The sequence below is a fragment of the Microbacterium sp. F01 genome (assembly GCF_056156365.1).
This window is the reverse complement of sequence record NZ_CM149592.1, coordinates 2622237-2646859: the sequence shown is the minus strand read 5'-3', so window position 1 is coordinate 2646859 and position 24623 is coordinate 2622237. Positions and strand designations below refer to the sequence as shown.

Annotated in this window: 21 protein-coding genes, 1 tRNA gene and 1 pseudogene; 15 read left to right on the top strand and 8 right to left on the bottom strand. The window is 71.0% G+C overall.

Annotated features, from left to right (window positions below; translation table 11 throughout):
* Positions 1 to 48: 48 nt before the first annotated feature.
* On the top strand, positions 49 to 1866 hold the full coding sequence (locus tag ACVN90_RS12165) for an ABC-F family ATP-binding cassette domain-containing protein (RefSeq protein WP_475098501.1): 1818 nt from the start codon (positions 49 to 51) through the stop codon (positions 1864 to 1866).
* A gap of 20 nt (positions 1867 to 1886) precedes the next feature.
* Here the strand turns inward: ACVN90_RS12165 and ACVN90_RS12160 are convergent, their stop codons facing one another.
* Positions 1887 to 2390, bottom strand: coding sequence for a MarR family winged helix-turn-helix transcriptional regulator (locus ACVN90_RS12160; protein ID WP_363433678.1), 504 nt, complete (start codon positions 2388 to 2390; stop codon positions 1887 to 1889).
* Between the two features lie 209 nt (positions 2391 to 2599).
* On the opposite strand from ACVN90_RS12160, the gene ACVN90_RS12155 reads away from it, so the two are divergent.
* The 8 genes from ACVN90_RS12155 (at position 2600) to ACVN90_RS12120 (ending at position 11537) form a co-directional block, all read left to right on the top strand.
* Positions 2600 to 2671 (top strand) — tRNA-Gln (locus ACVN90_RS12155).
* 1 nt (position 2672) lies between these two features.
* Positions 2673 to 4145, top strand: coding sequence for a bifunctional UDP-N-acetylglucosamine diphosphorylase/glucosamine-1-phosphate N-acetyltransferase GlmU (gene glmU, locus ACVN90_RS12150; RefSeq protein ID WP_475098500.1), 1473 nt, complete (start codon positions 2673 to 2675; stop codon positions 4143 to 4145).
* Positions 4120 to 5154, top strand: coding sequence for a ribose-phosphate diphosphokinase (locus ACVN90_RS12145; protein WP_475098499.1), 1035 nt, complete (start codon positions 4120 to 4122; stop codon positions 5152 to 5154). Before glmU ends, ACVN90_RS12145 begins: the two co-directional genes overlap by 26 nt.
* Before the next feature lie 49 nt (positions 5155 to 5203).
* On the top strand, positions 5204 to 7963 hold the full coding sequence (locus ACVN90_RS12140) for a cation-translocating P-type ATPase (RefSeq protein ID WP_475098498.1): 2760 nt from the start codon (positions 5204 to 5206) through the stop codon (positions 7961 to 7963).
* 73 nt (positions 7964 to 8036) lie between these two features.
* Entirely contained in the window at positions 8037 to 8516 is a 480-nt protein-coding gene (locus ACVN90_RS12135; protein ID WP_475098497.1) for a hypothetical protein, read from the top strand.
* A gap of 2 nt (positions 8517 to 8518) precedes the next feature.
* Positions 8519 to 9412, top strand: a complete 894-nt coding sequence (locus ACVN90_RS12130; RefSeq protein WP_475098496.1) for an FAD:protein FMN transferase — start codon at positions 8519 to 8521, stop codon at positions 9410 to 9412.
* 2 nt (positions 9413 to 9414) lie between these two features.
* Positions 9415 to 9969, top strand: coding sequence for an MOSC domain-containing protein (locus ACVN90_RS12125; RefSeq protein ID WP_475098495.1), 555 nt, complete (start codon positions 9415 to 9417; stop codon positions 9967 to 9969).
* Between the two features lie 5 nt (positions 9970 to 9974).
* Complete coding sequence (locus ACVN90_RS12120) at positions 9975 to 11537, top strand: FAD-dependent oxidoreductase (RefSeq protein ID WP_475098494.1); 1563 nt, start codon at positions 9975 to 9977, stop codon at positions 11535 to 11537.
* A 135-nt stretch (positions 11538 to 11672) separates the two neighbouring features.
* Here the strand turns inward: ACVN90_RS12120 and ACVN90_RS12115 are convergent, their stop codons facing one another.
* Complete coding sequence (locus ACVN90_RS12115) at positions 11673 to 13259, bottom strand: sensor histidine kinase (RefSeq protein ID WP_475098493.1); 1587 nt, start codon at positions 13257 to 13259, stop codon at positions 11673 to 11675.
* Positions 13256 to 13984, bottom strand: coding sequence for a response regulator transcription factor (locus tag ACVN90_RS12110; protein ID WP_475098492.1), 729 nt, complete (start codon positions 13982 to 13984; stop codon positions 13256 to 13258). The genes ACVN90_RS12115 and ACVN90_RS12110 overlap by 4 nt, the downstream gene beginning before the upstream one ends.
* 194 nt (positions 13985 to 14178) lie before the next feature.
* On the opposite strand from ACVN90_RS12110, the gene ACVN90_RS12105 reads away from it, so the two are divergent.
* A complete protein-coding gene (locus ACVN90_RS12105) occupies positions 14179 to 15657 on the top strand; it encodes an ABC transporter permease (RefSeq protein WP_475098491.1) in 1479 nt (492 codons plus the stop codon).
* A 65-nt stretch (positions 15658 to 15722) separates the two neighbouring features.
* Positions 15723 to 16448 (top strand): ABC transporter ATP-binding protein, encoded by a 726-nt coding sequence (locus tag ACVN90_RS12100; protein WP_475102114.1) that lies wholly within the window; start codon positions 15723 to 15725, stop codon positions 16446 to 16448.
* A 15-nt stretch (positions 16449 to 16463) separates the two neighbouring features.
* Here ACVN90_RS12100 and ACVN90_RS12095 read toward each other — a convergent pair whose 3' ends face one another.
* Positions 16464 to 17453 carry an NAD-dependent epimerase/dehydratase family protein gene (locus tag ACVN90_RS12095; RefSeq protein ID WP_475098490.1) on the bottom strand — a complete coding sequence of 330 codons (990 nt, stop codon included), beginning with the start codon at positions 17451 to 17453 and terminating at the stop codon, positions 16464 to 16466.
* A 102-nt stretch (positions 17454 to 17555) separates the two neighbouring features.
* On the opposite strand from ACVN90_RS12095, the gene ACVN90_RS12090 reads away from it, so the two are divergent.
* Positions 17556 to 18899, top strand: coding sequence for an FAD-binding oxidoreductase (locus ACVN90_RS12090; protein ID WP_475098489.1), 1344 nt, complete (start codon positions 17556 to 17558; stop codon positions 18897 to 18899).
* Positions 18900 to 18995: 96 nt separating this feature from the next.
* Here the strand turns inward: ACVN90_RS12090 and gndA are convergent, their stop codons facing one another.
* Positions 18996 to 20444, bottom strand: coding sequence for an NADP-dependent phosphogluconate dehydrogenase (gene gndA, locus ACVN90_RS12085; RefSeq protein WP_475098488.1), 1449 nt, complete (start codon positions 20442 to 20444; stop codon positions 18996 to 18998).
* A 180-nt stretch (positions 20445 to 20624) separates the two neighbouring features.
* Positions 20625 to 21137, bottom strand: coding sequence for a gluconokinase (locus ACVN90_RS12080; protein ID WP_475098487.1), 513 nt, complete (start codon positions 21135 to 21137; stop codon positions 20625 to 20627).
* A gap of 131 nt (positions 21138 to 21268) precedes the next feature.
* Between ACVN90_RS12080 and ACVN90_RS12075 the strand changes: the two genes are divergently transcribed.
* On the top strand, positions 21269 to 22006 hold the full coding sequence (locus ACVN90_RS12075; RefSeq protein ID WP_475098486.1) for a FadR/GntR family transcriptional regulator: 738 nt from the start codon (positions 21269 to 21271) through the stop codon (positions 22004 to 22006).
* A 24-nt stretch (positions 22007 to 22030) separates the two neighbouring features.
* Here ACVN90_RS12075 and ACVN90_RS12070 read toward each other — a convergent pair whose 3' ends face one another.
* Positions 22031 to 22153, bottom strand: coding sequence for a hypothetical protein (locus ACVN90_RS12070; RefSeq protein ID WP_262927523.1), 123 nt, complete (start codon positions 22151 to 22153; stop codon positions 22031 to 22033).
* Between the two features lie 281 nt (positions 22154 to 22434).
* On the opposite strand from ACVN90_RS12070, the gene ACVN90_RS12065 reads away from it, so the two are divergent.
* Positions 22435 to 23070 (top strand): 50S ribosomal protein L25/general stress protein Ctc, encoded by a 636-nt coding sequence (locus ACVN90_RS12065; RefSeq protein ID WP_475098485.1) that lies wholly within the window; start codon positions 22435 to 22437, stop codon positions 23068 to 23070.
* Positions 23071 to 23188: 118 nt separating this feature from the next.
* Positions 23189 to 23767: pseudogene (gene pth / locus ACVN90_RS12060) on the top strand (aminoacyl-tRNA hydrolase); the annotation flags it as partial.
* 157 nt (positions 23768 to 23924) lie between these two features.
* Here the strand turns inward: pth and ACVN90_RS12055 are convergent.
* Positions 23925 to 24551, bottom strand: a complete 627-nt coding sequence (locus tag ACVN90_RS12055; RefSeq protein WP_475098484.1) for a hypothetical protein — start codon at positions 24549 to 24551, stop codon at positions 23925 to 23927.
* Positions 24552 to 24623: the final 72 nt, after the last annotated feature.

Here is a 24623-nt window from a genome sequence, read left to right as displayed (position 1 = left end):
CCGGGCACGTCGGCGCGGGCACGCCGGCTCGCCTAGCCTTGAGGGGACATGGCACATCTTCTGGGGGCCGAGGCCCTGCACCTGGAGTTCCCGACCAAGGTCGTCTTCGACCGCGTGTCGCTGGGCATCGACGAGGGCGACCGCATCGGCGTCGTCGGCCGCAACGGCGATGGCAAGTCGAGCCTGCTGGCGATGCTCGCCGGCCGCCTCGAGCCAGACGGCGGTCGCGTCACAGTGCGTGGCGGCGTCCGCGTCGGTGTGCTCGACCAGGCCGACACGCTCGACGATACGCTCACGATCCGCGAGGCCGTGGTCGGCGACCGCCCCGATCACGAGTGGGCCGGCGACGCCCGCACCCGCGACGTGATCGCCGGCCTTCTCGGCGACCTCGCATGGGACGGACCCGTCGCTGGCCTGTCAGGCGGCCAGCGCCGCCGTGTGTCGCTCGCTGCGCTGCTGGTGGGCGACCACGACGTGCTGTTCCTCGACGAGCCCACGAACCACCTCGACGTCGAGGCGATCGCGTGGCTCGCCGAGCACATCAAGCGCCGGTGGCCGGCGAACCAGGGCGGACTCCTGGTCGTGACGCACGACCGCTGGTTCCTCGACGAGGTGTGCAACACCACGTGGGAGGTGCACGACCGCATCGTCGAGCCGTTCGAAGGCGGCTACGCGGCCTACATCCTGCAGCGCGTCGAACGCGACCGGCAGGCGGCCGTCATCGAGCAGCGCCGTCAGAACCTCGCCCGAAAGGAGCTCGCATGGCTGCGCCGCGGTGCGCCCGCGCGCACGTCGAAGCCGAAGTTCCGCATCGACGCCGCCAACGTGCTCATCGCCGACGTGCCCGAGATCCGCGATGCCACCGAGCTGCGCTCCCTCGCCGTCTCGCGTCTCGGCAAGGACGTCGTGGACCTCCTCGACGCTGCGGTCGCTTACAACGGCCGCGAAGTGCTGCACCCGGTGGAGTGGCGCATCGCGCCGGGCGAGCGCACCGGCATCCTCGGCGTCAACGGCGCCGGCAAATCGACGCTGCTCGGCCTGGTCGCGGGCGACGTCGAGCCGACGGCGGGCCGCGTGAAGCGCGGCAAGACCGTGAAGGTCGCCACGCTCACGCAGCGCCTCGACGAGCTCGAGGAGCATCTCGACGACCCGGTGCGCGTCGTCATCTCGCGCCTGCGCACGACGTACACGTTCGGCAGCGGCTCGAAGGCGCAGGAGCTCACGCCGGGCCAGCTGCTCGAGAGCATGGGCTTCCAGAGCGCCCAGCTGTCGACCCCCGTCAAGGACCTCTCGGGTGGTCAGAAGCGCCGTCTCCAGCTGCTGCTGATCCTCCTCGAGCAGCCCAACGTGCTCATCCTCGACGAGCCCACGAACGACCTCGACACCGACATGCTCGCCGCCATCGAGGACCTCCTCGACTCCTGGCCGGGCACCCTCCTCGTCGTCTCGCACGACCGGTACTTCATCGAGCGCGTCACCGACCAGCAGTACGCGATCCTCGGCGGCCACCTCCGGCACCTCCCCGGCGGCGTCGACGAGTACCTGCGCCTGCGCGAGCGCGAGAAGTCGGCGGGGCCCACGACGACGTCGAAGGCGACGGATGCTGCGGCCGCAGCATCCGTCCCCTCCACCACGCCGTCCCTCTCGGGGCCGGAGCTGCGCGCCGCACAGAAGGAGGTCGCGTCGCTCGAGCGCCGCCTCGAGAAGCTCGAGACGCAGATCGGCGCCGCGAAGACGGCGCTCGCCGACCACGACCAGTCGGACTACGTCGGCCTCGGCGCCGAGATGGCGCGCATCGGCGAGCTCGAGAAGGAGCGCGACGGCGTCGAGGAGCGCTGGTTCGAGCTCACCGAGCAGATCGGCTGACGCTCTCCGCGCGCGGAGCGTCAATCGGCGGCGTCGAAGCCGAGGCTGAGCTTGCGCAGCAGGGCGGCGAGCCGGTCGCGGTCGCCGCGCGACAGCCCCTCGAGCAGGAGCGCCTCGGCATCGACGAGACGCGTGATCGCGGCATCCACCCGGATCTTGCCCTCGTCGGTGAGGGTGACCAGGATGCTGCGGCCGTCGTCCGGATCGGATTCCCGGCGGACCAGCCGCCGCCCGACGAGGCGGTCGATGCGGTTCGTCATGGTGCCGCTCGAGACGAGAGTCTGCTGCAGCAGCTGCTTCGGGCTGAGCTGGAACGGCTCGCCCGCGCGCCGCAGCGCCGACAGCACGTCCCACTCCCACGGCTCGAGCTCGCTGCGCTTGAACGCGTCGCGGCGCGCGCGGTCGAGGTGCCGCGACAGCCGGTCGACGCGCGACAGCACGCCGAGGGGCGAGAAGTCGAGGTCGGGGCGCTGCGTGGTCCACGCCTCGACGATGCGGTCCACCTCGTCGCTCTGCGCCGTCATGCCCCCATTATCCCGACACGGATGCTGCGCGCCCGACTCCGCGCGTTCACATCGCGTGATCTCGCCGAGGCGACCCGATGCGAACGCGCACAGCGCGTGTTCTCGGTGAGAGCACGTGAAGTGAGCGCCGGAGACCAGCGCGCGGACGGGCGCGCGCGGGGCATCTGGCAGACTTGACGGGCGGCGTCCGGCACCCGGGAGCGCCGCGGTCCGCCGTGGTGTAATGGCAGCACGACAGCCTTTGGAGCTGTGAGGTCTAGGTTCGAGTCCTGGCGGCGGAGCATGACCGACACGACCCGCGACAGCGCACTCGCCGTCATCGTCCTGGCCGCCGGCCAGGGAACCCGCATGAAGTCCTCGGTGCCCAAGGTGCTGCACCGCATCGGAGGGCGTCCGCTCGTCGGGCACGTGCTCGACACCGCGATCGCCCTCGAGCCCGAGCGCGTCGTCGTGGTCGTGCGCCACGAGCGCGACCTCGTCGCCGCCGCCGTGGTGGAGGCCGTGCCGGGCGTGGTCGTCGTCGACCAGGACGAGACCCCCGGCACCGGCCGGGCGGTCGAGGTGGCGCTCGACGCCCTCGGCGACTTCGCGGGCGACGTGCTGGTGCTGAGCGGCGACGTGCCGCTCCTCGAGGCCGACACCCTTGCGGCGCTCGTGCGCACCCACCGCGACCGCGCCGTGGCCGCGACAGTGCTCAGCGCGGCGCTCGACGACGCCACCGGCTATGGCCGCGTGATCCGCGACGCCGACGGCGCCGTGTCGCGCATCGTCGAGCAGAAGGACGCCACCGCGGACGAGGCATCCGTCACCGAGATCAACGCGGGGGTGTACGTCTTCCAGATCCAGGCGCTGCGCACCGAGCTGGCGCTCGTCGGCACCGCGAACGCGCAGGGCGAGAAGTACCTCACGGATGTCGTCGCGCTGCTGCGCGGCGACGGTCTCCTCGTGGCGGCGCAGACGGCTCCGGATGCCGCGGCCGCCCTCGGCGTCAACGACCGCGTGCAGCTGGCAGAGGCCGCTCGCGTGCTGAACGCGCGCACGGTGCGGCGCTGGCAGCTCGAGGGTGTCACGGTCATCGACCCGGCGACGACGTGGATCGACGTCGACGCGAAGCTGGCGCCCGATGTCACGGTGCTGCCGAACACGCACATCCTGCGCACCACGACGATCGCGTCGGGTGCGATCGTCGGCCCCGACACGAGCCTCGTCGACTGCGAGGTGGGTGAGGACGCCACCGTCACCCGCACCGACGCGACGCTCGCCGTCATCGGCGCGAAGGCCACCGTGGGCCCTTTCGCGTACCTGCGTCCGGGCACGTACCTCGGCGACAAGGGCAAGATCGGCACCTTCGTCGAGACCAAGAACTCGACGATCGGCGAGGCCAGCAAGGTGCCGCACCTGTCGTACATCGGCGACACGACCATCGGCAAGCACGTCAATCTCGGCGCCGGCGCGATCACCGCGAACTACGACGACCTGCACAAGCACCGCACCGAGATCGGCGACGAGGTCCACTCGGGCTCGCACAACGTCTTCGTGGCGCCCGTTAGGATCGGAGACGGCGCGAAGACCGGGGCCGGGGCGGTCATCCGCAAGGATGTGCCCGCCGGTGCCCTCGCTCTCAGCGTCGCCCCTCAGCGCAACGTCGAGGGGTGGGTCGAGAAGAACAGACCGGGTACCGGAGCGGCGGATGTCGCCGCCAAGGCCCGCAGCGCACAGAAGGCGGACGATGGCGCGCAAGAAGAAGACCGTTGAGCTCGACCGGGCGAACGACATCGCCCCGGGACTCGTCGCCAAGACGAAGAAGCGCCTCGTCATCGCACGGGGCAGCTCTCACCCCGAGCTCGCGGCCGAGGTCGCTGCGCAGCTGAGCACGGAGCTGGTGCCGACCGAGTACCGCACGTTCGCGTCGGGCGAGATCCTGACCCGCTTCGAGGTCTCGATCCGCGGCTGCGACCTGTTCCTCATCCAGAGCTTCGGCCCGCCGGTCAACGAGTGGATGATGGAGACCCTCATCATGCTCGATGCCGCCAAGCGCGCGTCGGCCAAGCGGATCACGGTCGTGGCTCCCTACTTCCCGTACTCCCGGCAGGACAAGAAGGGCCGCGGCCGCGAGCCGATCAGCGCCCGCCTGGTCGCCGACCTCTTCAAGACCGCGGGCGCCGACCGCGTGATGAGCGTCGACCTGCACGCCGCGCAGATCCAGGGCTTCTTCGACGGTCCCGTCGACCACCTGTTCGCCAAGCCCGTGCTGCTCGAGTACTTCGAGAACACGCTGAGCGCCGAGGACCGCGAGCGTCTCACCGTCGTCTCGCCCGACACCGGCCGGGTGCGCGTCGCCGACCAGTGGTCCGACAGCCTCGGTGCGCCGCTCGCGATCATCCACAAGCGCCGCGACCCGAACGTCGCCAACCAGGTCACGGTCAACGAGATCGTCGGCGCCGTCGACGGGCGCGTCTGCCTCCTCGTCGACGACATGATCGACACCGGCGGCACGATCGTCAAGGCCGCCGAGGCGCTCAAGGCGAACGGCGCGGTCAAGGTCATCGTCGCGGCGACGCACGCGATCTTCAGCGACCCCGCGGCCGAGCGCCTTCAGAGCCCGGCGATCGACGAGGTCGTCGTGACCGACACGGTCCCGCTCCCCGCCGAGAAGCGATTCCCAAGCCTTACGATTCTGCCTATCGCACCCCTGCTCGCACGTGCGATCCACGAAGTGTTCGAGGACGGCTCCGTCACCAGCATGTTCGACGGAGCCGCCTGACGCCGGCAGCCGGTCGAATCCCCGGCGGCGACGGAAGGACGAAGCAAGCATGTCGCAGCCGCTGACGGAGGCCCGTCTCACCGTTCCGCGCCCGTGGGCGGCCCCCGCCGACGACGTGCTCGCGCACCTGGAGGCGGAGGCAGGTGGCCTGCGCACCGTTGAGGCGGTGGAGCGGCTCGAGCTCGCCGGCCCGAACCGACTGCCCGAACCCGCGCGCAAGCCGGGCTGGCTGCGATTCCTCGCGCATTTCAACGACACCCTGATCTACATCCTGCTGGGCGCCGCCGTCATCAAGGCGCTCATGGGCGACTGGCTCGACTTCTGGGTGATCATGGTGGTCGCGATCATCAACGCGGTCATCGGCTACATCCAGGAGGGGCGGGCCGAGAAGGCGCTCGCGGGGATCCGGGGGATGCTGTCGGCCGACGCCAGCGCGCGGCGCGACGGCGGCTGGATCACGGTGCCGGCCGCCGATCTCGTACCGGGCGATGTGGTGCGGCTGATGCCCGGCGACAAGGTCCCGGCCGACCTGCGACTGCTGCAGGCGCACCAGTTGCGCATCGACGAGGCCGCGCTCACCGGGGAATCGGTGCCGTCCTCCAAGACGACCGACCCGGTCGCCGCGGAAGCGGGCGTGGGCGACCGCGGATCGATGGCGTTCTCGGGCACGATCGTGAGCGCCGGGCAGGGCCGGGGCGTCGTCACCGCGACCGGGCCGACAACCGAGCTCGGCCGCATCCAGGGCCTCGCCGACGAGGCCGACGCACTGGCCACGCCGCTCACGCGTCAGCTCGACAGCTTCGGCCGCGTGCTCACCGTCGTGATCCTCGGCATGGCGGCGGTCATGCTGATGATCGGCCGGTTCCTCCATGGGATGCCGTTCGACGAGCTGATCTCGGCGGCCATCGGCTTCGCCGTCGCGGCGATCCCCGAAGGGCTCCCGGCCCTCGTGACGATCACGCTCGCCATCGGCGTGCAGCAGATGGCGCGCCACAACGCGATCACGCGCAAGCTCCCCGCGGTCGAGGCGCTGGGCTCGGTCACCACGGTCTGCTCCGACAAGACGGGCACGCTCACCCGCAACGAGATGACGGTGCGCCACATCGTCACGCCGCTCGCCGAGTACGACGTCACGGGGCTCGGCTACGCGCCGGAGGGCGAGATCCTGCCGGTGGGCGGGGAGGGAGCGGATGCTGCGCCCCGAGGCGATCTCGCCGCGATCCTCGCCATCGCGACCCTGTGCAACGATGCGCACATCGTGCGCGCCGACGACGGCACCTGGAGCCTCGTGGGCGAGCCCACCGAGGGCGCGCTCAAGGCCGTTGCGATCAAGGGCGGCGTCGGCAGCGCCGGGGGACGCCGGGTCGCGGTCATCCCGTTCGACTCCGCCAACAAGCTCATGGCGACGCTCAACGAGGGCGCCCGCTCCGGAGGAGAGGCCGGTGAGGTATCGCGGGCGATCCTCGTGAAGGGCGCACCCGACCGCCTGCTCGAGCGCTCGCTGACGCAGCGCGGCGCCGACGGGTCGGAGCCGCTCGATCTCGCTCACTGGGACGCGGCCGTCGCCGCGCTCAGCGCGCGGGGCCTGCGGGTCCTGGCTGCGGCGCGCAAGCCGGTGCGGCCGACGATGGAGGAATTCGCGCTCGACGACGTGGTCGACCTCGAGTTCATCGGCGTGTGGGGGATCGTGGATCCGCCCCGGCCCGAGGCGATCGAGGCCATCGCCGACTGCCACACCGCCGGCATCCGCGTGAAGATGATCACCGGCGATCACGCCGGCACCGCCCTGGCGATCGCGCACGAGATGGGCCTTGCCGGCGCCGTCGCCGAAGTGCTCACCGGCGCGGAGCTCGAGGCGCTCACACAGGAGCAGCTGCGGGAGGTCGTGCGCGATGTCGACGTGTATGCGCGCACGAGCCCCGAGCACAAGATCCGCATCGTGCGGGCGCTGCAGTCGCACGGCGAGGTCGTGGCGATGACCGGCGACGGCGTCAACGACGCGCCTGCCCTCACTCGCGCGGACGTCGGCATCGCGATGGGCATCAAGGGCACCGAGGCGACGAAGGAAGCCGCCGAGTTCGTGCTTGCGGACGACAACTTCGCGACGATCCGCAGCGCCATCGCCGAGGGCCGTCGCATCTACGACAACCTGCGCAAGTCGATCGTGTTCCTGCTGCCGACGAACGGCGCGCAGTCGCTCGTGATCCTGGTCGCGGTCGTGTTCGGCCTGGCGCTGCCGATCACGAGCGTGCAGGTGCTGTGGGTCAACATGGTCACCGCCGTCACCCTCTCGCTCGCCCTCGCGTATGAGCCGGCCGAACGCGGCATCATGCGCCGACCCCCGCGTGCGACCGGAGGACCGATCATCAATCGGGGCGAACTCGGGTTCATCCTGATCGTGTCGCTCCTGATCGGCGGTGCGGCGATGGGGGTCTTTCACGGCGTCACCGCCGCCGGCGTCGATCTCGAGGTGGCGCGCACCGAGGCCGTGCTCATGCTCGCGCTGGGGCAGCTCGCGTTCCTGTTCAACTGCCGGTTCCTCACCCGCTCGAGCCTCACCATCGACGTCCTGCGCGGCAACCGCGCGGTGTGGTGGTCGGCGCTCGCGCTCGTCGTGCTGCAGCTCGTCTACACCTACGTGCCGTTCATGAACGTGCTGTTCGAGTCGCGGCCGCTGCCCGCGGCATCCTGGATCATCCCGATCCTGGCGTCGATCGGCATCTTCCTGGCCGTCGAGGCGCTGAAGGCGGTGCTGCGCCGCGGGCGCCCCTCATCGCCGTCTGCTGAGGAGCTCAAAGGCGGCTCATAGGACCGGTCGTCAAGATGAGTCCTGACGCAATCGCGTCGACGCCACGAGCCCGACCCGAGCCAGGAGGACCATGATGATCCGCACCGCACTCGCTTCCCGCCCCGTCCGCGCCGGTGCGGCCCTGACCGCCGTCGCCGGCATCGCCCTCCTCTCGGGCTGCGCGGCGACCGCCTCCGAGGCCGAAGAGCCGACCACGGCCGACACCGGATCGTCGTCGACCGACACGGGATCGACCGGCTCCGACGGTGGCTCGGGCTCATACGCCGACGGCACCTACACCGCTGACGGCTCGTACGCCACGCCCGAATCCGTCGAGACGATCAGCGTCACGGTGACCCTCGAGGACGACGTCATCACCGCCGTCGAGGTGACCGGCGATCCGCAGAAGCGCGAGTCTGAGCAGTACCAGAGCCAGTTCATCGGCGGCATCGCCGATGTCGTGGTCGGCGAGGACATCGACGACATCCAGGTCAGCCGGGTGGCCGGATCATCGCTGACGAGCGGCGGCTTCAACGACGCCATCGAGACCATCAAGACCGAAGCAGCGAGCTAGGCATGTCCGCGGCGCCGGCGACATGGCGCTTCGACGCCATCGGCACGTCGTGGGAGATCGTCACGGCACGTGAAGTGCCGACGGTGGTGCGCGACGAGGTCGCGGCGCGGATCGACGCGTTCGACCGCGAGTGGTCGCGGTTCCGGCCGGATTCCGTTGTGAGCGCCCTGGCACGCGGCGGCGGATCGATCCCGGCGCCTGAGGACGCCGCCCCCATGCTCGACGCCCTCGCAGGGGTGTCGGAGGCGACCGGAGGAGCGGTGAACCCGCTCGTCGGCGCCTCGCTCGACGCGCTCGGCTATGACGCGCGGTACTCGTTCCATGACGCCGAGCCGGTCGCCGCGCCCGTCGATTGGCGGGAGCGGCTCACCTGGCAGGAGGGACGCCTCGCGCTCACCGAACCCGCCACGGTCGACGTCGGCGCGCTGGGCAAGGGGCGCCTCGTCGACCTCGTCCTGGGCATTCTGTCGCGCACCGAGGCGGGCGATCTCACCGTCGACGCCGGCGGCGACCTCGCCCTGCGGGGGCGTCCGCAGCGCATCGGGCTGGAGCATCCGTTCGATCCGCGTCGCGCGATCGGCGTCTGGGAGGTGACGGATGCTGCGCTCTGCGCGTCCGCGATCAACCGGCGTTCGTGGCCGTCGTCGACGGGCGCGACGCTGCATCACGTGCTCGACGCGCGCACCGGGCAGCCCGTGCGGACGATCGCCGCGACGTGGGCGGTGGCGCCGGACGCGATGACGGCCGACGCGGTCGCGACCGCGCTGTTCTTCGACGGCGGCCCGCGCCTCGCGCACGATTGGGGCGTGGAGTGGGTGCGCATGACGACCGACGGCCGCGTCGAGTGGTCGCCCGGCTGCCGCGCCGACCTGTTCGTGCGAGCAGATAGCGTTTAGGGGTGATCGAGTCTCCCTCCGGACACGTCGTCGCGGTCTCCCGCGACGACGCGCATCGCTTCAGCAAGCCGGCGCGCGAGAGCATCACCCTGATCGCCGGGATCGGCGTCGAGGGCGACGCCCACGCCGGCGCCACCGTGCAGCACCTCTCCCGCATCAAGCGGGACCCGGCGACGCCGAATCTCCGGCAGGTGCACCTCATCCACGCGGAGCTGTTCGACGAGGTGGCGGCGCGCGGGCACGTGGTGACACCGGGCACCCTGGGCGAGAACATCACCACGGCCGGCATCGACCTGCTCGGCCTGGCGCGCGGCACGCGGCTCGAGCTCGGGGATGACGCGGTGATCGAGATCACCGGGCTCCGCAACCCCTGCGCGCAGATCAACGGACTCTCGGAAGGGCTCATGAAAGAACTGGTCCACGTCGACGACGCCGGCGCCACGGTGCGTCTGGCGGGCGTCATGTCGGTCGTGCTCGAAGGCGGCGTCGTCCGCCCGGGCGACAGCATCCGTGTCCTCCCGCGTGCGGGTCGTTTCGAGCCCCTCCAGCCGGTGTGACGCGCATGGGATCGCTCACCGCCCTCTGGAACCGCGTCTTCGCGGTGCTCGGCCGCATGTCGATGTACCGCCTCGCCTACTTCGCGCTCGCCGCCCTCGCCGTGGTGGCCCTGCTGCTGTCGTTCTTCGACCTGGTCGGACCCGACCCGCTGCAGCTGATCGCGACGCTCCTCGTGCTCTCGGCCGTCTGCGTGGGGGTGGATGCTGCCGCCCAGCGCGTGCTGAACCTTCCATGGCGCCTCGAATCCTCGCTCATCACGGCGCACATCCTGCTGTTCGTGCTCCGTCCGACGTACGAGCTGGTTCCTCTCGTCGGGATCGCGATCGCGGCCGCCGTCGCCTCGCTGTCGAAGTACGTGCTGGCGTGGCGCGGGCGTCACATCTTCAACCCCGCGGCGGTCGGCGCGACGGTCCTGACCCTGCTCAGCCTCGCGTGGCCCGACCTCGGCGCGTCGTCGTGGTGGGTGGGCACGCCTGCGCTCGCCGCGCCGGTGATCCTGCTGGGTCTCGCCGTGCTCGTGCGCACCGAGAAGGTGCGGGTGATCCTGGTGTTCCTCGTGGTCGCCGTGGCGGTCGCCGTCGTTCGCACCTCGGTGCAGTACCAGGCCGCGGGGCTCGAGATCGAGGCGCTCGACCTCTTGTGGCCGGTGCTGTGGTCGTCGCCGTTCCTCTTCCTCGGCGCGTTCATGCTCTCCGAGCCGCTGACGCTCCCGCCGCGCCGCTGGCAGCAGTTCGTGGTCGCCGGTGTCGTGGGCGTGCTCGCGGGGTGGCCGATCGCGATGGGCGACATCACCCTCGGGCAGGAGCGCGCGCTCCTCATCGGCAACCTGGTCGCCTTCGCGTTCGCCGTCCGCACGGCGGTGCGGCTGACGCTCGTGGCGCGCTCCGAGCCGACCCCGACCGTGCAGGAGCTCACCTTCCGCGTGCACGACCGGCTCGCGTTCCTTCCCGGCCAGTACCTCGAGCTCGAGGTGCCGCACCGCCACCCCGACGCTCGCGGCACGCGCCGCGAGTTCAGCATCGCATCGGCGCCGGCCGACCTGCCGTTCGTGAAGGTCGCCTTCAAGGAGGGCAAGACTCCGCAGGCCCTGAGCTCGTACAAGAAGGCGCTCGCGCTGGTCGAGCCGGGCGACGAGCTCGCCATCACCGGCGTGTGGGGCGACTTCCTCCTGCCCAAGCGCGACGCGGCGCCGATCCTGATGGTCGCGGCCGGCATCGGCGTGACGCCGTTCGTGTCGCAGCTCGGCCAGGCGACGGCGAAGGGTCTCGACCGCGACGTGGTCCTGGTCTACGTCGCGTCGGATTCCTCGGAGCTGGCGTACCGCGACGAGATCGAGGCATCCGGTGCCCGCGTCGTCGTGTTCACCCGCGACCGACCCGCCGACCTGCCCGCGCACTGGGTGTGGGCGCAGGGCGTGCGCCTCGACGCCGAGGGACTCGTGCGCATGGTCCCCGACATCGCCTCGCGACACGCGTACATCTCCGGCCCGGCGAATCTGATCGCCGAGCTCGCCCCCGCGCTCGAGAAGGCCCGCTCGATCACGACCGACGCCTTCAGCGGCTACTGATCGGCCGCTGCTCTGTCCTCGGGGAGGCGCCCGACGAAGGCGACTCGCTGAGAGTACAGCTGGCGGACGAGAGGGTGGTTCGTTCCCTACCTCTCGTCCACCAGCTGTACTCTCACCGACAGAACGGGTGTGGGCTCAGCCGGCCTTGGGGTCGGCGGGCCGGGCAGGCAGGCGGACCTCGAAGGTCGTGTCACCGGGCTCGCTGGAGACACGGATGCTGCCGCCGTGCGCGTCGACGATGGCACGGGCGATCGAGAGGCCGAGGCCGGTCCCGCCGGTCTGACGCGCCCGGGAGCGATCGGCCCGTGAGAACCGTTCGAACAGCTCGTCCTTGATGGACGGATCGATCCCGGGGCCGTCGTCGTGCACGCGGAGGATAGCGTCGCGGCCGTTGCGCGCAACACTCACGGTCACCGTCGTGCCGGCCGGCGTATGCGTGCGGGCGTTGGCGAGCAGGTTGGCCGCGACCTGGTGCAGGCGTCCGGTGTCGCCGGCGATGAGGACGGGCTCGTCGCCCACCTCGAGCACCCACTCGTGGTCGGGTCCGGTCGGTGTGACATCGGCCACCGCGTCGATCGCGAGGCGGGTCAGGTCGACGGTGCCGTAGACGAGTTCCTGCCCCTCGTCGAGGCGCGCGAGCAGCAGGAGGTCCTCGACGAGGGAGGTCATCCGCAGCGACTGCGCCTGGATGCGCTCGAGCGACGCCTCGGTCGTCTCGAGCGCCGTGCCCTGCCCGCGGCCCAGCGCCGTGAGCGACAGCTCGGAGTACCCGCGGATCGACGCGAGCGGCGTTCGCAGCTCGTGGCTGGCGTCGGCGACGAAGCTGCGCATGCGCTCCTCGTTGCGCTGGCGCGCGGTGAGCGACTCGTCGACGTGGTCGAGCAGGGTGTTGAGGGCGGCGCCCACGCGGCCGACCTCGGTGCGCGGATCGGCCTCGCGCGCGGGGACGCGCTCGGAGATCGACACCTCGCCCTGGTCGAGCTGCTGCGACGACACGCGCGCGGCGGTGTCGGCGACGGCCCGCAGCGGCGCGAGGCCACGGCGGATCGTCCACGCGGTCGCCACCGCGAGCAGCAGGAGACCGCCGGCGGTGAGCAGGGCGATCGTCGTGAGCATGCGGGTGATCGTCGCGGCGACCTCGTCCCGCGAGAGCCCGACGACGACGATCGACTGCCCGTTGACCGGGTGCCCCTCGACCCGGAACGTCCCCACGTCGTCGATGGTGACGACAAGCGGTCCCTCGCCCCGCAGCCCGGCGGCGAGCTGTTCGATCTGATCCTCCGACAGCTCCGTCACGGTGCCATCCGCTTCCATCACCGCCGCGGTGGGAGGCGACGGGGGCGTCTCGATGGCCAGGAGGAACCCGGCCTGCTGCGGCTGTTGCTCGAGGATCTCCGCTGCGGTGAGCCCGGCAGCGATGGGCTGGCGCAGCATGGCGGATGTGCGCTCCGCGGTGGAGCGCAGCTCGTTGCTGAGCCCCTCCTCCAATACGCCTCCGAGGATCGCGCTCGTGGCGACGCCGACGAGAACCATGATGAACGACGTGATGCCGACGACCGTGACGATGAGGCGGCGCTGCAACGTCCACGGGGCACGGCGGGGGAGCGTGGCGTGCTTTTCGCTCTCGACGGAAGCCGCGGATGCCTCGGCCTGCGCGGTCGCGCCGGCCGAGGCATCCGTCCCCTCCGTGATGAAGGGGTCCGGAGTCTTCTCGTCTGTCACTGCGGCGCCTTGATCATGTAGCCGACGCCGCGCACGGTGTGGATGAGGGGCTCCTGGCCGGCGTCGATCTTCTTGCGGAGGTACGAGATGTAGAGCTCGACGACGCTGGATCGGCCGCCGAAGTCGTAGTTCCAGACGCGGTCGAGGATCTGCGCCTTCGACACGACGCGGCGCTGGTTGCGCATGAGGTAGCGGAGCAGCTCGAACTCGGTGGCGGTGAGCTCGATCTCGGCGCCCGCGCGCTCGACCTCGTGGCTGTCCTCGTTGAGCGTGAGGTCGCCGACGCGGAGGATCGGCTCGGCACCGGCGGCGTGCGCGGTACCGGCGCGTCGCATGAGGCCGCGAAGGCGCGCCACGACCTCTTCGAGGCTGAAGGGCTTCGTGACGTAGTCGTCGCCGCCAGCGGTGAGCCCGGCGACCCGGTCGGTCACGGCGTCCTTCGCGGTCAGGAACAGCACCGGCACATCGTCGCCGGCCTGCCGCAGCCGCTGCAGCACGGCCATGCCGTCCAGGTCGGGCATCATGATGTCGAGCACCATGGCGTCGGGCTCGAACTCGCGCGCCGACTGGAGCGCCTCGAAGCCCGAGCCCGCGGTGCGAACCTCCCATCCCTCCATGCGCAGCGCCATCGACAGCAGGTCGGTGAGCATCTGCTCGTCGTCGACCACGAGGACGCGGAGGTTCGAGCCATCGGGACGCAGGAGGGCCGGTGCGGGGTTGGTCATGCGTCCATTGTGGAGCCCTTCCTATGCGATTCCTATGGAGCGCGCTATGCGCCGGCTGTGAAATCCACGACGGTCGGGAACGATGCGGATGCCGCTTTCCATCAGTTCTTCATAGCTCCCGCCTGTGGAGCGCATCACGCCGATCCGTAGCGTCGCGTCGACGGCCGGCACTCCGCCCGCCCAAGAGGAGACCCATGTACATGACCTATCTGCGGCGGGAGCTGGCCGGCCGCAAGAAGCAGACGATCATCGTGGCCGCCGGCCTCGCGATCGCGATCGCGCTCGTGATGATCGTGAACTCGCTCGCCGCGGGGGTGAGCGCCGCGCAGGCGAAGGCGCTCGAGTCCGTGTACGGCGTCGGCACCGACCTCACAGTCAGCGGAGCCCAGGCGGAACCCGGCGAGGGCGGCGGCGGTGCACGCTTCGACTTCGGCGAGGACGGCGGATCGACGACCGACGACGGTACGACCGAGCTGAGCCAGTCGCGGCTCATGACCGACTTCATGCGTGGCACGCTCGACGCCGCGACCGTCGACACGGTCGCGGGAGTGGAGGGCGTCTCGGCTGCGTCCGGCGCGCTGAGCCTGACGAACTCCACGTTCTCGGGCGAGCTGCCGCAGCGTCCGGACGACTCGACCGACTCCGGCACGACCCAGGGCCAGCCCCCCCAGCAGGGCGAGGGCGGCGGAGGCGGCGGATTCGGCGGCGGCTCGTTCGACGTCGACTCGTTCACGGTTCTCGGTATCGACCCGTCGGCGGACGCCGTCGGTCCGCTGTCGGCCGTGGAGGTCTCCGACGGCCGAGGTCTCGAGACGTCCGACGAGGGCGAGTACGTCGCCGTGCTCGACGCGACCTACGCCTCGACGGCGGAGCTCGCGGTGGGCGACACGCTCGATGTCGGCGGCCAGGACTTCGAGGTCGTCGGAATCGTCGCATCGACGTCGGACGAGGCCGACACGGCCTCCAACGTGTACATCCCGCTGGGCGTCGCGCAGGAGCTCTCGGGCGCCGGCGAGGTCGTCTCCACTGTGTACGTGCAGGCCGAGTCCTCCGACGCCATCGCCTCCGTGCAGTCGGCGCTCCAGGAAGAGCTGCCCGACGCCACGGTGAGCTCGCAGGCGGACCTCGCCTCGACCGTGTCGGGCTCGCTCTCGAGCGCCTCGTCGCTCATCACCAACCTGGGCACGTGGCTCTCGATCATCGTGCTGGCCGTCGCGCTGGTGCTCGCTGTGCTGTTCACGATCTCCGGCGTTTCGCGACGTACGCGTGAGTTCGGCACGCTCAAGGCCATCGGCTGGTCGAACGGCCGCGTGGTCGGCCAGGTCGCGGGGGAGTCGGTCGTGCAGGGCGCGATCGGCGGTGTGGTGGGTCTGGTCATCGGCCTCGCCGGCATCCTCGCGATCAACCTCATCTCGCCGACGATCTCGACCGCGCCGACGGCGCAGACCTTCGGCCCCGGCGGCGAGGGCGGGTCGATGGGCGGTGGCGGCGGTGCGTTCGCCGACGCCATGCAGTCCGCGGGCACGGACATCGTGCTCTCGGCCCCGATCACCCTGTGGGTCGTGGTCGCTGCGGTCGGCATCGCGGTGCTGGGCGGCCTGGTCGCCGGCGCGTTCGGCGGCTGGCGCGCGGCTCGACTGAGCCCCGCCGAGGCGCTCCGATCGGTCGGCTGAGGCCTCTCATGTCCGACACCATCCCCACTGAACCCGAAGACACCTCACCGACGGGAGAGCACGTCATGACCATGATCGACACCGAGCCGCAATCGACGGGGGATGCTGCGCCGCCGCCGCAGTACCGCCTCGAGGGCGTCACCCGGACCTACACGCAGAAGGGCCGGATCGTGAAGGCGCTCGCGGGCGTCGACCTCACGATCGACGCCGGCGACTTCGTCACCATCCAGGGACCGACCGGCGGCGGCAAATCGACGCTCCTGCAGCTGCTGGGCGCCCTCGACCGACCGACGACCGGATCGGTGCACCTCGGCGAGATCGACATCGCGACCGCGAACAACCGTGAGCTCGGCCGCATCCGCGCGCACGAGATCGGCTTCGTGTTCCAGGGCTTCAACCTCATCCCGACGCTCACCGCGCACGAGAACGTCGACATGGCGCTCGAGCCGCTGGGGCTGTCGAAGGAGGAACGCACCGCGCGCGTCACCGAGGCGCTCACGCACGTCGGGCTCGCCGAGCGCGCCGACCACCGTCCCGGCGAGCTGTCGGGCGGTCAGCAGCAGCGCGTCGCGATCGCACGCGCGATCGTCAAGCGCCCGCGCGTGCTCCTCGCCGACGAGCCCACCGGCAACCTCGACGAGAGCATGCGGGACGAGATCCTCGCCGTGCTCCAGGCGCTCAACGACGAAGGGCTCACGCTCATCGTCGTGACGCACGACTCGGCCGTCGCGCGACGGGCCCGCCGCCGCCTGCGCCTCGACAAGGGAACGGTGCGCGACATCACGCGCTGACCGGTCTCACACCGATCAGCCCGCCGAGCGGGCATGGGCCGCGATGCGATCGAAGAGCGCATCGCGGCCCTCGTCGATCTCCTGGGCCTCGGGGTGCGCGTCGTAGTACGCGAGGATGCGGCGCGCGCCCTCGTCGAACGTCACGGTCGTGCGGAACTCCGGCACGAGCTGCGTCACCTTCGACACGTCGAACACCACCGAGTTGGCCTTGTCGCCGATGAGAGTGGGGCCGAGCTCGGGCGCGAAGGCGGCGATCGTCTCGGACGCGACATGCAGCAGGTCGGGGGAGGCCACGCCCGCGGCGTCGGCCAGCCAACCGTGGATCTGGTTCCACGTCGGCGCGTGCGTGCCGGTGATCGTGAAGGCCTCTCCGATCGCGGCGGGGTTGCCGAGCAGGCCGGTGAACGCGACCGCGAAGTCGTCGGCGTGCGTGATCGTCCAGAGGCTCGTGCCGTCGCCGTGCACGATGACCGGGCGACCCGAGCGCATGCGGGCGATGTCGTTCCACTTGCCCAGGGTGGGCAGCATCCGTTCGTCGTACGTGTGCGATGGACGGATGATCGTCACCGGCAGACCCCGCTCGCGGTAGGCGCCGACCAGCACGTCCTCGCAGGCGATCTTGTCGCGCGAGTACTGCCAGAACGGGTTGCGCAGCGGCGTGGACTCGGTCACCGGCAGCCGACGCGGCGGCTTCTCGTATGCGGAGGCCGAGCTGATGAACACATACTGCCCGATGCGGCCCTCGAACAGGTCGAGGTCGGTGGCGATGTGCTCGGGCGAGAACGCCAGGAACTCGGCGACGACGTCGAAGCGCCGGTCGCCGATTGCGGCACGCACGGTCGCAGCGTCGCGGATGTCGGCCTCGATGAGCTCGACCTCCGGCGGAAGGGGGCGCCGGGCGCTGCCGCGGTTGAGGACCGCGACGTCGTGCCCGAGGGCGACGGAGCGGCGTACGCACGCCGTGCTGATGGTTCCGGTACCGCCGATGTAGAGGATGCTCGTCACCTTGGCGAGCCTACGCCCGCCCGACGACACGTCCGGGCGGCGAGCGGAGCGATCGACGCGGGACTCTGGTCGATGTCGGCGCGTACCCCTAGCCTGGCCGTCATGAGCAACGACGACCTCAGCGCCGGCTCCGTCGGCACCGTCATCCGTCCGGGCGATTCCGAATGGGAATCCGCCCGCCGCTTCCACTCCGGCATCGGCACGCCCGCCGCCGTCATCCGCTCCGCCACGGTCGACGACGTGCGCGGCGCCCTCCGCTACGCCTCGGCCGAGAGGCTCGACATCATGATCCGCGGCGGCGGTCACAGCGCCTGGGGCGGGGTGCCCGGTGGCCTCACCCTCGACATCTCCGCGCTCGACGACATCGAGGTCGAGGGCACCCGCGTGCGCGTCGGCGGGGGAGCGCAGTGGGGCGCGGTCGCACACGCGCTCGCCGAGCGCGGGCTGGGCATCAGTTCGGGCGACACGGCATCGGTGGGCGTCGGCGGCCTCACCCTCGGCGGCGGCATCGGCTGGATGGTGCGCGCATGGGGTCTGGCGTCCGACCAGCTCGTCGGCGCGCAGCTCGTCACCGCGCGCGGCGATGTGGTGGAGGCGACGGATGCCTCGCACCCCGAGCTGCTGTGGGCCTTGCGCGGCGGCGGCGGCAACTTCGGCGTCGTGACCCGGTTCGACTTCGAGGCGCATCCGCTCGACGGCGTCGTGCACGCGGTGTATGGCATCGACGGCGACGCCCGCCCGATCATCCGCGTGCTGCGCGACCTGATGGCCGACGCTCCGCGTGACCTCACCGTCACGTACATGGACGTGCCCGCGATGGACCCGAGCGCCCCGGCGGGCGCCTCGATCACCGCCGTCTGGATCGGCACCGACGAAGAGGCCGCGCGGCGGGCGCTGGCACCGCTGGCGGACGCGCCCGGGGTCACCGAACGTGAGTTCGGAGTGCAGGAATACCCCGACGTGCTGCTCGAAGCCCCTGAGTTCGACCCCGAGCAGCCGATGCCCGGGTTCGTCGGCGGCAACACGCTGCTGCCGGTGCTCGACGACGACGCGATCGAGCGGCTCGTGTCGTTCCGCGAGCGGCATCCGGCATCCGTCGCCTTCCTGCGCTCACTGGGCGGGGCGTACGGCGACGTCTCGCAGGACGACTCGGCGTTCCCCGCGCGCGACGCGACGTGGTTCGCGATGGCGGGCGCGTTCGATGTGCCGGGCATGCTCGACGACCCGACGCGGGCGCAGGTCATCGAAGAATGGGATGCCATCGAGGCGAAGGGCTCGGGCGTGTACGGCAATTTCACCGTCTCGACCGAGGCGTCGTTCGCCGAGCGGATGTATCCGCCGGCGACCATGGCCCGTCTCGTGGCGGTCAAGCGCGAGTGGGACCCCGCAAACGTGTTCTGCCGCAACCACAACGTCAAGCCCGGTCCGAACGGCCACGCAGGCTGACCCGAGCCGATCCCGCGCCTGGGCGCCGACGTGGGCTGAGACACCGAGGGCGGATCCCCATGATGGGGATCCGCCCTCGGACGTTCGCTCGATGCGTCAGTGGGTGTCTTCGGCTTCGATCTCGGTGCGGTCGCCGGACCACAGGGTGTGGAAGGTGCCGTCCTTGTCGATGCGCTTGTAGGTGTGGGCGCCGAAGAAGTCGCGCTGCCCCTGGATGAGGGCGGCGGGCAGGCGCTCGGCGCGGAGGCCGTCGTAGTACGACAGCGACGACGAGAACGCGGGGGCGGGGATGCCGGCGCCGGCGGCGGCGGACACGATGCGGCGCCAGGCGCCCTGGGCGCGGCCGAGGGCCTCGACGAAGTACGGCGCGGTCAGCAGCACCGGCAGTTCGGGCTCGGCGGCGTAGGCGTCGGCGATGCGGTTGAGGAACTGGGCGCGGATGATGCAGCCGGCGCGCCAGATCTTCGACACCGCGCCGAGGTCGATGGTCCAGTCGTACTCGGCCGCGCCGGCGCGGATCTCGTCGAAGCCCTGGCTGTAGGCGACGATCTTCGACGCGTACAGGGCGAGGCGGACGTCCTCGATGAACGCGTCCGGGTCGTCGACCGTCAGGCCCTCGGCGGGGCCGGGCAGGCCGCGGGACACCTCGCGCTGCTCGGGGTGGCTGGACAGCGAGCGGGCGAAGGTGGCCTCGGCGATGCCGGAGACCGGGACGCCGAGCGACAGCGCGGTCTGCACGGTCCAGGCGCCGGTGCCCTTGGCGCCGGCCTGGTCGAGGATGACGTCCACCAGCGGCTGGCCGGTGGCGGCGTCGGTCTGGCGGAGCACCTCGGCGGTGATCTCGATGAGGTACGACTCCAGCTCCCCGGTGTTCCACTCGGCGAACACCTCGGCGATCTCGGCGGGCGTCTTGCCGGTGCCGCGGCGGATCAGGTCGTACGCCTCGGCGATGAGCTGCATGTCGGCGTACTCGATGCCGTTGTGCACCATCTTCACGAAGTGGCCGGCGCCGTCGTGGCCGACGTGCGTGACGCAGGGCTCGCCCTCGGCGACCGCGGCGATGGACTTGAGGATCGGGCCGAGGGTGACCCAGGACTCGTCGGAGCCGCCGGGCATGATCGACGGGCCCAGCAGTGCGCCCTCCTCGCCGCCGGAGATGCCGGCGCCGACGAAGTTGATGCCTGTCTCGCGGACCGCCTTCTCACGGCGGATGGTGTCGGTGAACAGGGCGTTGCCGCCGTCGACGATGATGTCGCCGGGCTCGAACACCTCGACCAGCGCGTCGATGACCGCGTCGGTGGGGCGGCCGGCCTTGACCATGATGATCGCGGCCCGCGGCTTCTGCAGTGACGCGGCGAACTCCTCGTACGAGAACGCCGGGACGAACTCGGCCTCCGGGTGCGCGGCGGTCAGCTCGTCGGTCTTGGACCGAGACCGGTTGTACACCGCGACGGTGTTTCCCTCGCGGCTGGCCAGGTTGCGGGCGAGGTTCGACCCCATCACCGCAAGACCCACCACACCGATGTTCGCTGCGTTCTCCGACACTCTGAAGCTCCTGTCTTCGTTGCTATTCAGCCTAAAGTCTGGCCTGTTCGTGTTACACGACATGGCCGGCTGCTCACGCCGCACGGCGGTCGATTGTGAGCGTGGGATTTCCGGGCATGGCGGGCTCGCGGCTGATGCAACGAGCCTAGCCCGGGAGTCATGACGGGTCCGGTCCGAGCGTCACGAACCTTCGAGGCGGAGTGCCGACGCGACGAGCTCCGTCTGGTCCTCGGGAGCCAGCGCGATGTCGACGTCGATCGCCCGCTCGTCGGGCCCGGGCGCCTCGAGGGTCGCGAACTGCGAGTCGAGCAGTGCCGGAGGCATGAAGTGCCCCTGTCGCCGCATCATGCGGTCGCGCACGACCGCGGCGTCTCCCGTGAAGTTCACGAACGTGACGTTGTCGCGGCGGAGGATGTCGCGGTAGTTGCGCTTGAGCGCCGAGCAGGTGACGATCCCGGGTTCGCCGGCCGCGCGGCGGGCGTCGATCCACGCGGCGACGAGCTCGAGCCACGGAACCCGGTCCTCGTCGTTCAGCGCGTGACCTCGCCGCATCTTCTCGACGTTGGCGGCCGGGTGGAGGTCGTCGCCCTCCTGGAACGGCCACCCGAGCCGGCCGGAGAGCATGGCGCCGACGGTGGACTTGCCGGTGCCGGACGGGCCCATCAGCACCAGGATCGGCGGGGTCGGCAGCATCCGGAATCATCTCCTTCGTAGGCTCGTGTTCTGTCCCGATCTTAGCGCGTCCCCGATCGATAAGTACGACATAAAAACAGTAAGTGTCGATGATGTCGGATGAAACGGGAGACATGCGGCACAATCGGACCATGGCCGACACACCATACGGCAGCCCCGTTCACGACGCCCTCGTCGAGCGGGTCGGCGCCGCGATCGTGCACGGCGAACACCCCGCCGGATCGCGCCTGCTGACCACCGAGCTGGCCGAGTCCTCGGGTGCCTCCCGCTCCGCGGCGCGCGAAGCGGTGAGGGTTCTCGAGTCGCTCGGGCTGGTGCAGGTACGCCGCAAGGCGGGTATCGAGGTGCTGCCGGTGGAGCACTGGAACGTCTACGCCCCCGAGATCATCGCCTGGCGGCTCGACGGACCCGGGCGCGCTCGGCAGCTGCATGAGTTGAGCGAGCTGCGCGGCGCGGTCGAGCCGCTCGCTGCCCGTCTGGCGGCGGCCAACGCGACCGACGCCCAGCGCCAGGCGCTCGTGACCGCCGCGCTGGGCATGGCGCGTCACGACCAGCAGGCGGCGGAGGCCGAGTACCTCGACGCCGACGTGCGGTTCCACCGCACGCTGCTCAGCGCATCCGGAAACCCGATGCTCGGGGTGCTGGGCGGAGTCGTCCAGGCGGTGCTCGAGGGTCGTACGCGCCACGCGCTCATGCCGCACGAGGCGAACCCGCACGCGGTGCGCTGGCATCGCGACGTCGCGTTCGCGGTCGCGAGCGGGGAGGCGGATGCTGCGTTCCAGGCGATGACGCGGATCGTCGGCGAATCCGAGGCAGCGATGGATGAGGCCGTCGGAGAGGACCTCGCCGAGGCGCCCGGGGAGCGGTAGCGCTCAAGACCCGGACGGCGGCTCTCAGTCCTTGCGGTAGCCCTGGCGGCCGAGGCTCCAGAACGCGAGCACCGTGCCCAAGGCGCCGACGGCGGCCATGGCGCCGATGAGCCAGAGAAGAGCGTGGCTAGCGAAGCCGTAGTCCATGGGGTCCTCCGTGGGAGCGGGAAGCAGGTGCGTTCCTCATCGTAGCGGGGGCGCTGGTAGACTCTTGTCCGAACTTCGGCGAGGGATGCCTCGCGCCCGTCGATCGCGGCGGGCTGCGGCATCCGTGATCGACGCGGTGATGCCGGCCCCACGGGCTTTCCTCACGCGCGCGCGTTCGAGTCGAAGACATCCCCAATACCCGGGCCCGCCACCGCGCAGGCCGATTCGGAACGGCCCCGCGCCGCCGCAGACAAGGGCCCCGCGCCCGCAAGGAGAACACCATGTCGACCGAGCCCGACACCAAGGTCCACGCCGAGTTCCGCGAGAGCTTCGGCAAGGGCTTCGCCCGCCGCCTCCGCGCCGCCGGCAAGATCCCCGCCGTCATCTACGGCCACGGCACCGACCCCGTGCACGTCGCCCTCCCGGGCCACCAGGTCTCGCTGCTCATCCGCCGCGCCAACGCGGTGCTCGAGCTCGACCTCGACGGTACCTCGCAGCTCACGCTCGTCAAGGACGTCCAGAAGGACCCCGTGCACCAGATCGTCGAGCACATCGACCTCCTCGTGGTGAAGAAGGGCGAGAAGATCCAGGTCGACGTCCCCGTCGTCGTCCTGGGCGAGCCCGTCGCCGGCACCATCGTCAACCTCGATGCCACGTCGGTTGCGCTCGAGGTCGAGGCCACCCACATCCCCGAGCACATCGAGGTCGACGTCGAGGGCCTCGAAGAGGGCACCCACATCACCGCCGCCGAGCTGAAGCTCCCGAAGGGCGCGACGCTGGCCGCCGAGCCCGAGCTGCTCGTCGTCGCCATCGCCGTCCCCGCTGCGGCGATCGCCGCCGAGGAGGAGATCGCCGAGGCCGACGCCGAGGTCGCCGCCGAGCAGTCGGAGGAGGCCGCGGAGGCCGCCGCCGAGTAATCGGACGCCGAGCGATCGGATCGCTTTCCAGCGAGGGGGTGCGGATGCCGCGCCCCCTCGCTGCGTCTTCACGAGGAGTCACGCCGTCCTCGCGGCGTGCTCGGGCAGGATGGATGACATGGCAGACACGTGGCTGATCGTGGGGCTCGGCAATCCCGGCCCGCGCTACGAGCTCACGCGGCACAACGTGGGGCAGCTCGTCGTCGACGAGCTCGCCGGCCGCCGCAGCGAATCGTTCAAGGCGCACAAGGCGAACGCCCGTGTCGTCGAGACGTGGCTGCGTCCCGGCGGACCGAAGCTCATCCTCGCCAAGCCCAACACCTTCATGAACGTCTCGGGCGGGCCGGTCGCCGGACTGGCGAAGTTCTACAGCATCGACGCCGACCACGTCGTGGTCGTGCACGACGAGCTCGACATCCCGTTCGACACGATCAAGCTCAAGATCGGCGGCGGCCACGGGGGCCACAACGGCGTGCGCGACGTCGCGAAGGCACTTGACACCCCGGAGTTCCCGCGCGTCCGTGTCGGCATCGGGCGTCCTCCCGGACGCCAGGACGCGGCGGACTGGGTGCTCGACCCGTTCGGCTCCACGGAGCGCAAGAACCTCCCGATTCTCCTCGGCGACGCCGCCGACGCGGTCGAGCAGCTCGTCGCCGAGGGTCTGCTCGCCACCCAGCAGAAGCACCACGCGCCCCGCGTCTGCGGGAGGCGAGGGCAGCCGGGCCTTCCCGCATCCTCATCTGAGGACGTCAGCCGAGATGCGGAACGATCGTGCCGGTTTGCTCCGCACCCCGGCTTACGTCCTCGAATGAGGAGCGAAGGGGACGGATGCTTCGACCCGGCCGCCGCGGATGTCAGCCGCCGATGCCGGTCCCGGCGGCGAGACCCGCGGTGAGGAAGCCCTGCACCACGGCGCCGAAGGCGATCGGGCCGAGGGCGGCGATGACGATCGCCGCGATGCCGGCGCCGCGGCCGCGTCCCTTGACCACCGCGATGATCCCCTGAACGAGAGCCCAGACGCCGATCGCGGTGCCGACCCAGAACGAGACCTCGCCCATCAGCACCCAGTCGCGCACGGGCGTCAGGACCGACCAGTCGAAGTCGCCGGTGAACGGCCGTGACGAGATCTCGCGGCCGGCGCCGAGCCCGACGTTGAAGCTTGCGATCGCGGCCACCAGGCTCGCGCCGATCGTGGCGACGAGCGCGAGCGCGAGTGCGACGATCCCGAGTGCGCTGCTGCGCTTCACGGGGACGGGCGCGCCGTACGCCGCTGTCGTGGGCGCCCCAAAGCCCGCGGGTGCCGCGTATCCGGCTGGGGGCGCGTACGCGCCGGCCGGGGGAGCCGACCACCCCTGCGGGACACCCGCCGGATATCCCGGCGCGGGGGCTTCGCTCGCCGGCGTCCCGAACGGCGCCGCTCCGGGCGGCGCCCAGCCGCCGGGCTGAGCGGGCGGGTTCTGAGGCGCGTCGGGCTGGCTCACAGCCTCATCCTAGGAGCCGCCTGTCCGCCGCCGTCCGGATCCGCGCCCGCTGGAATCGCGAAAGGGTAGATT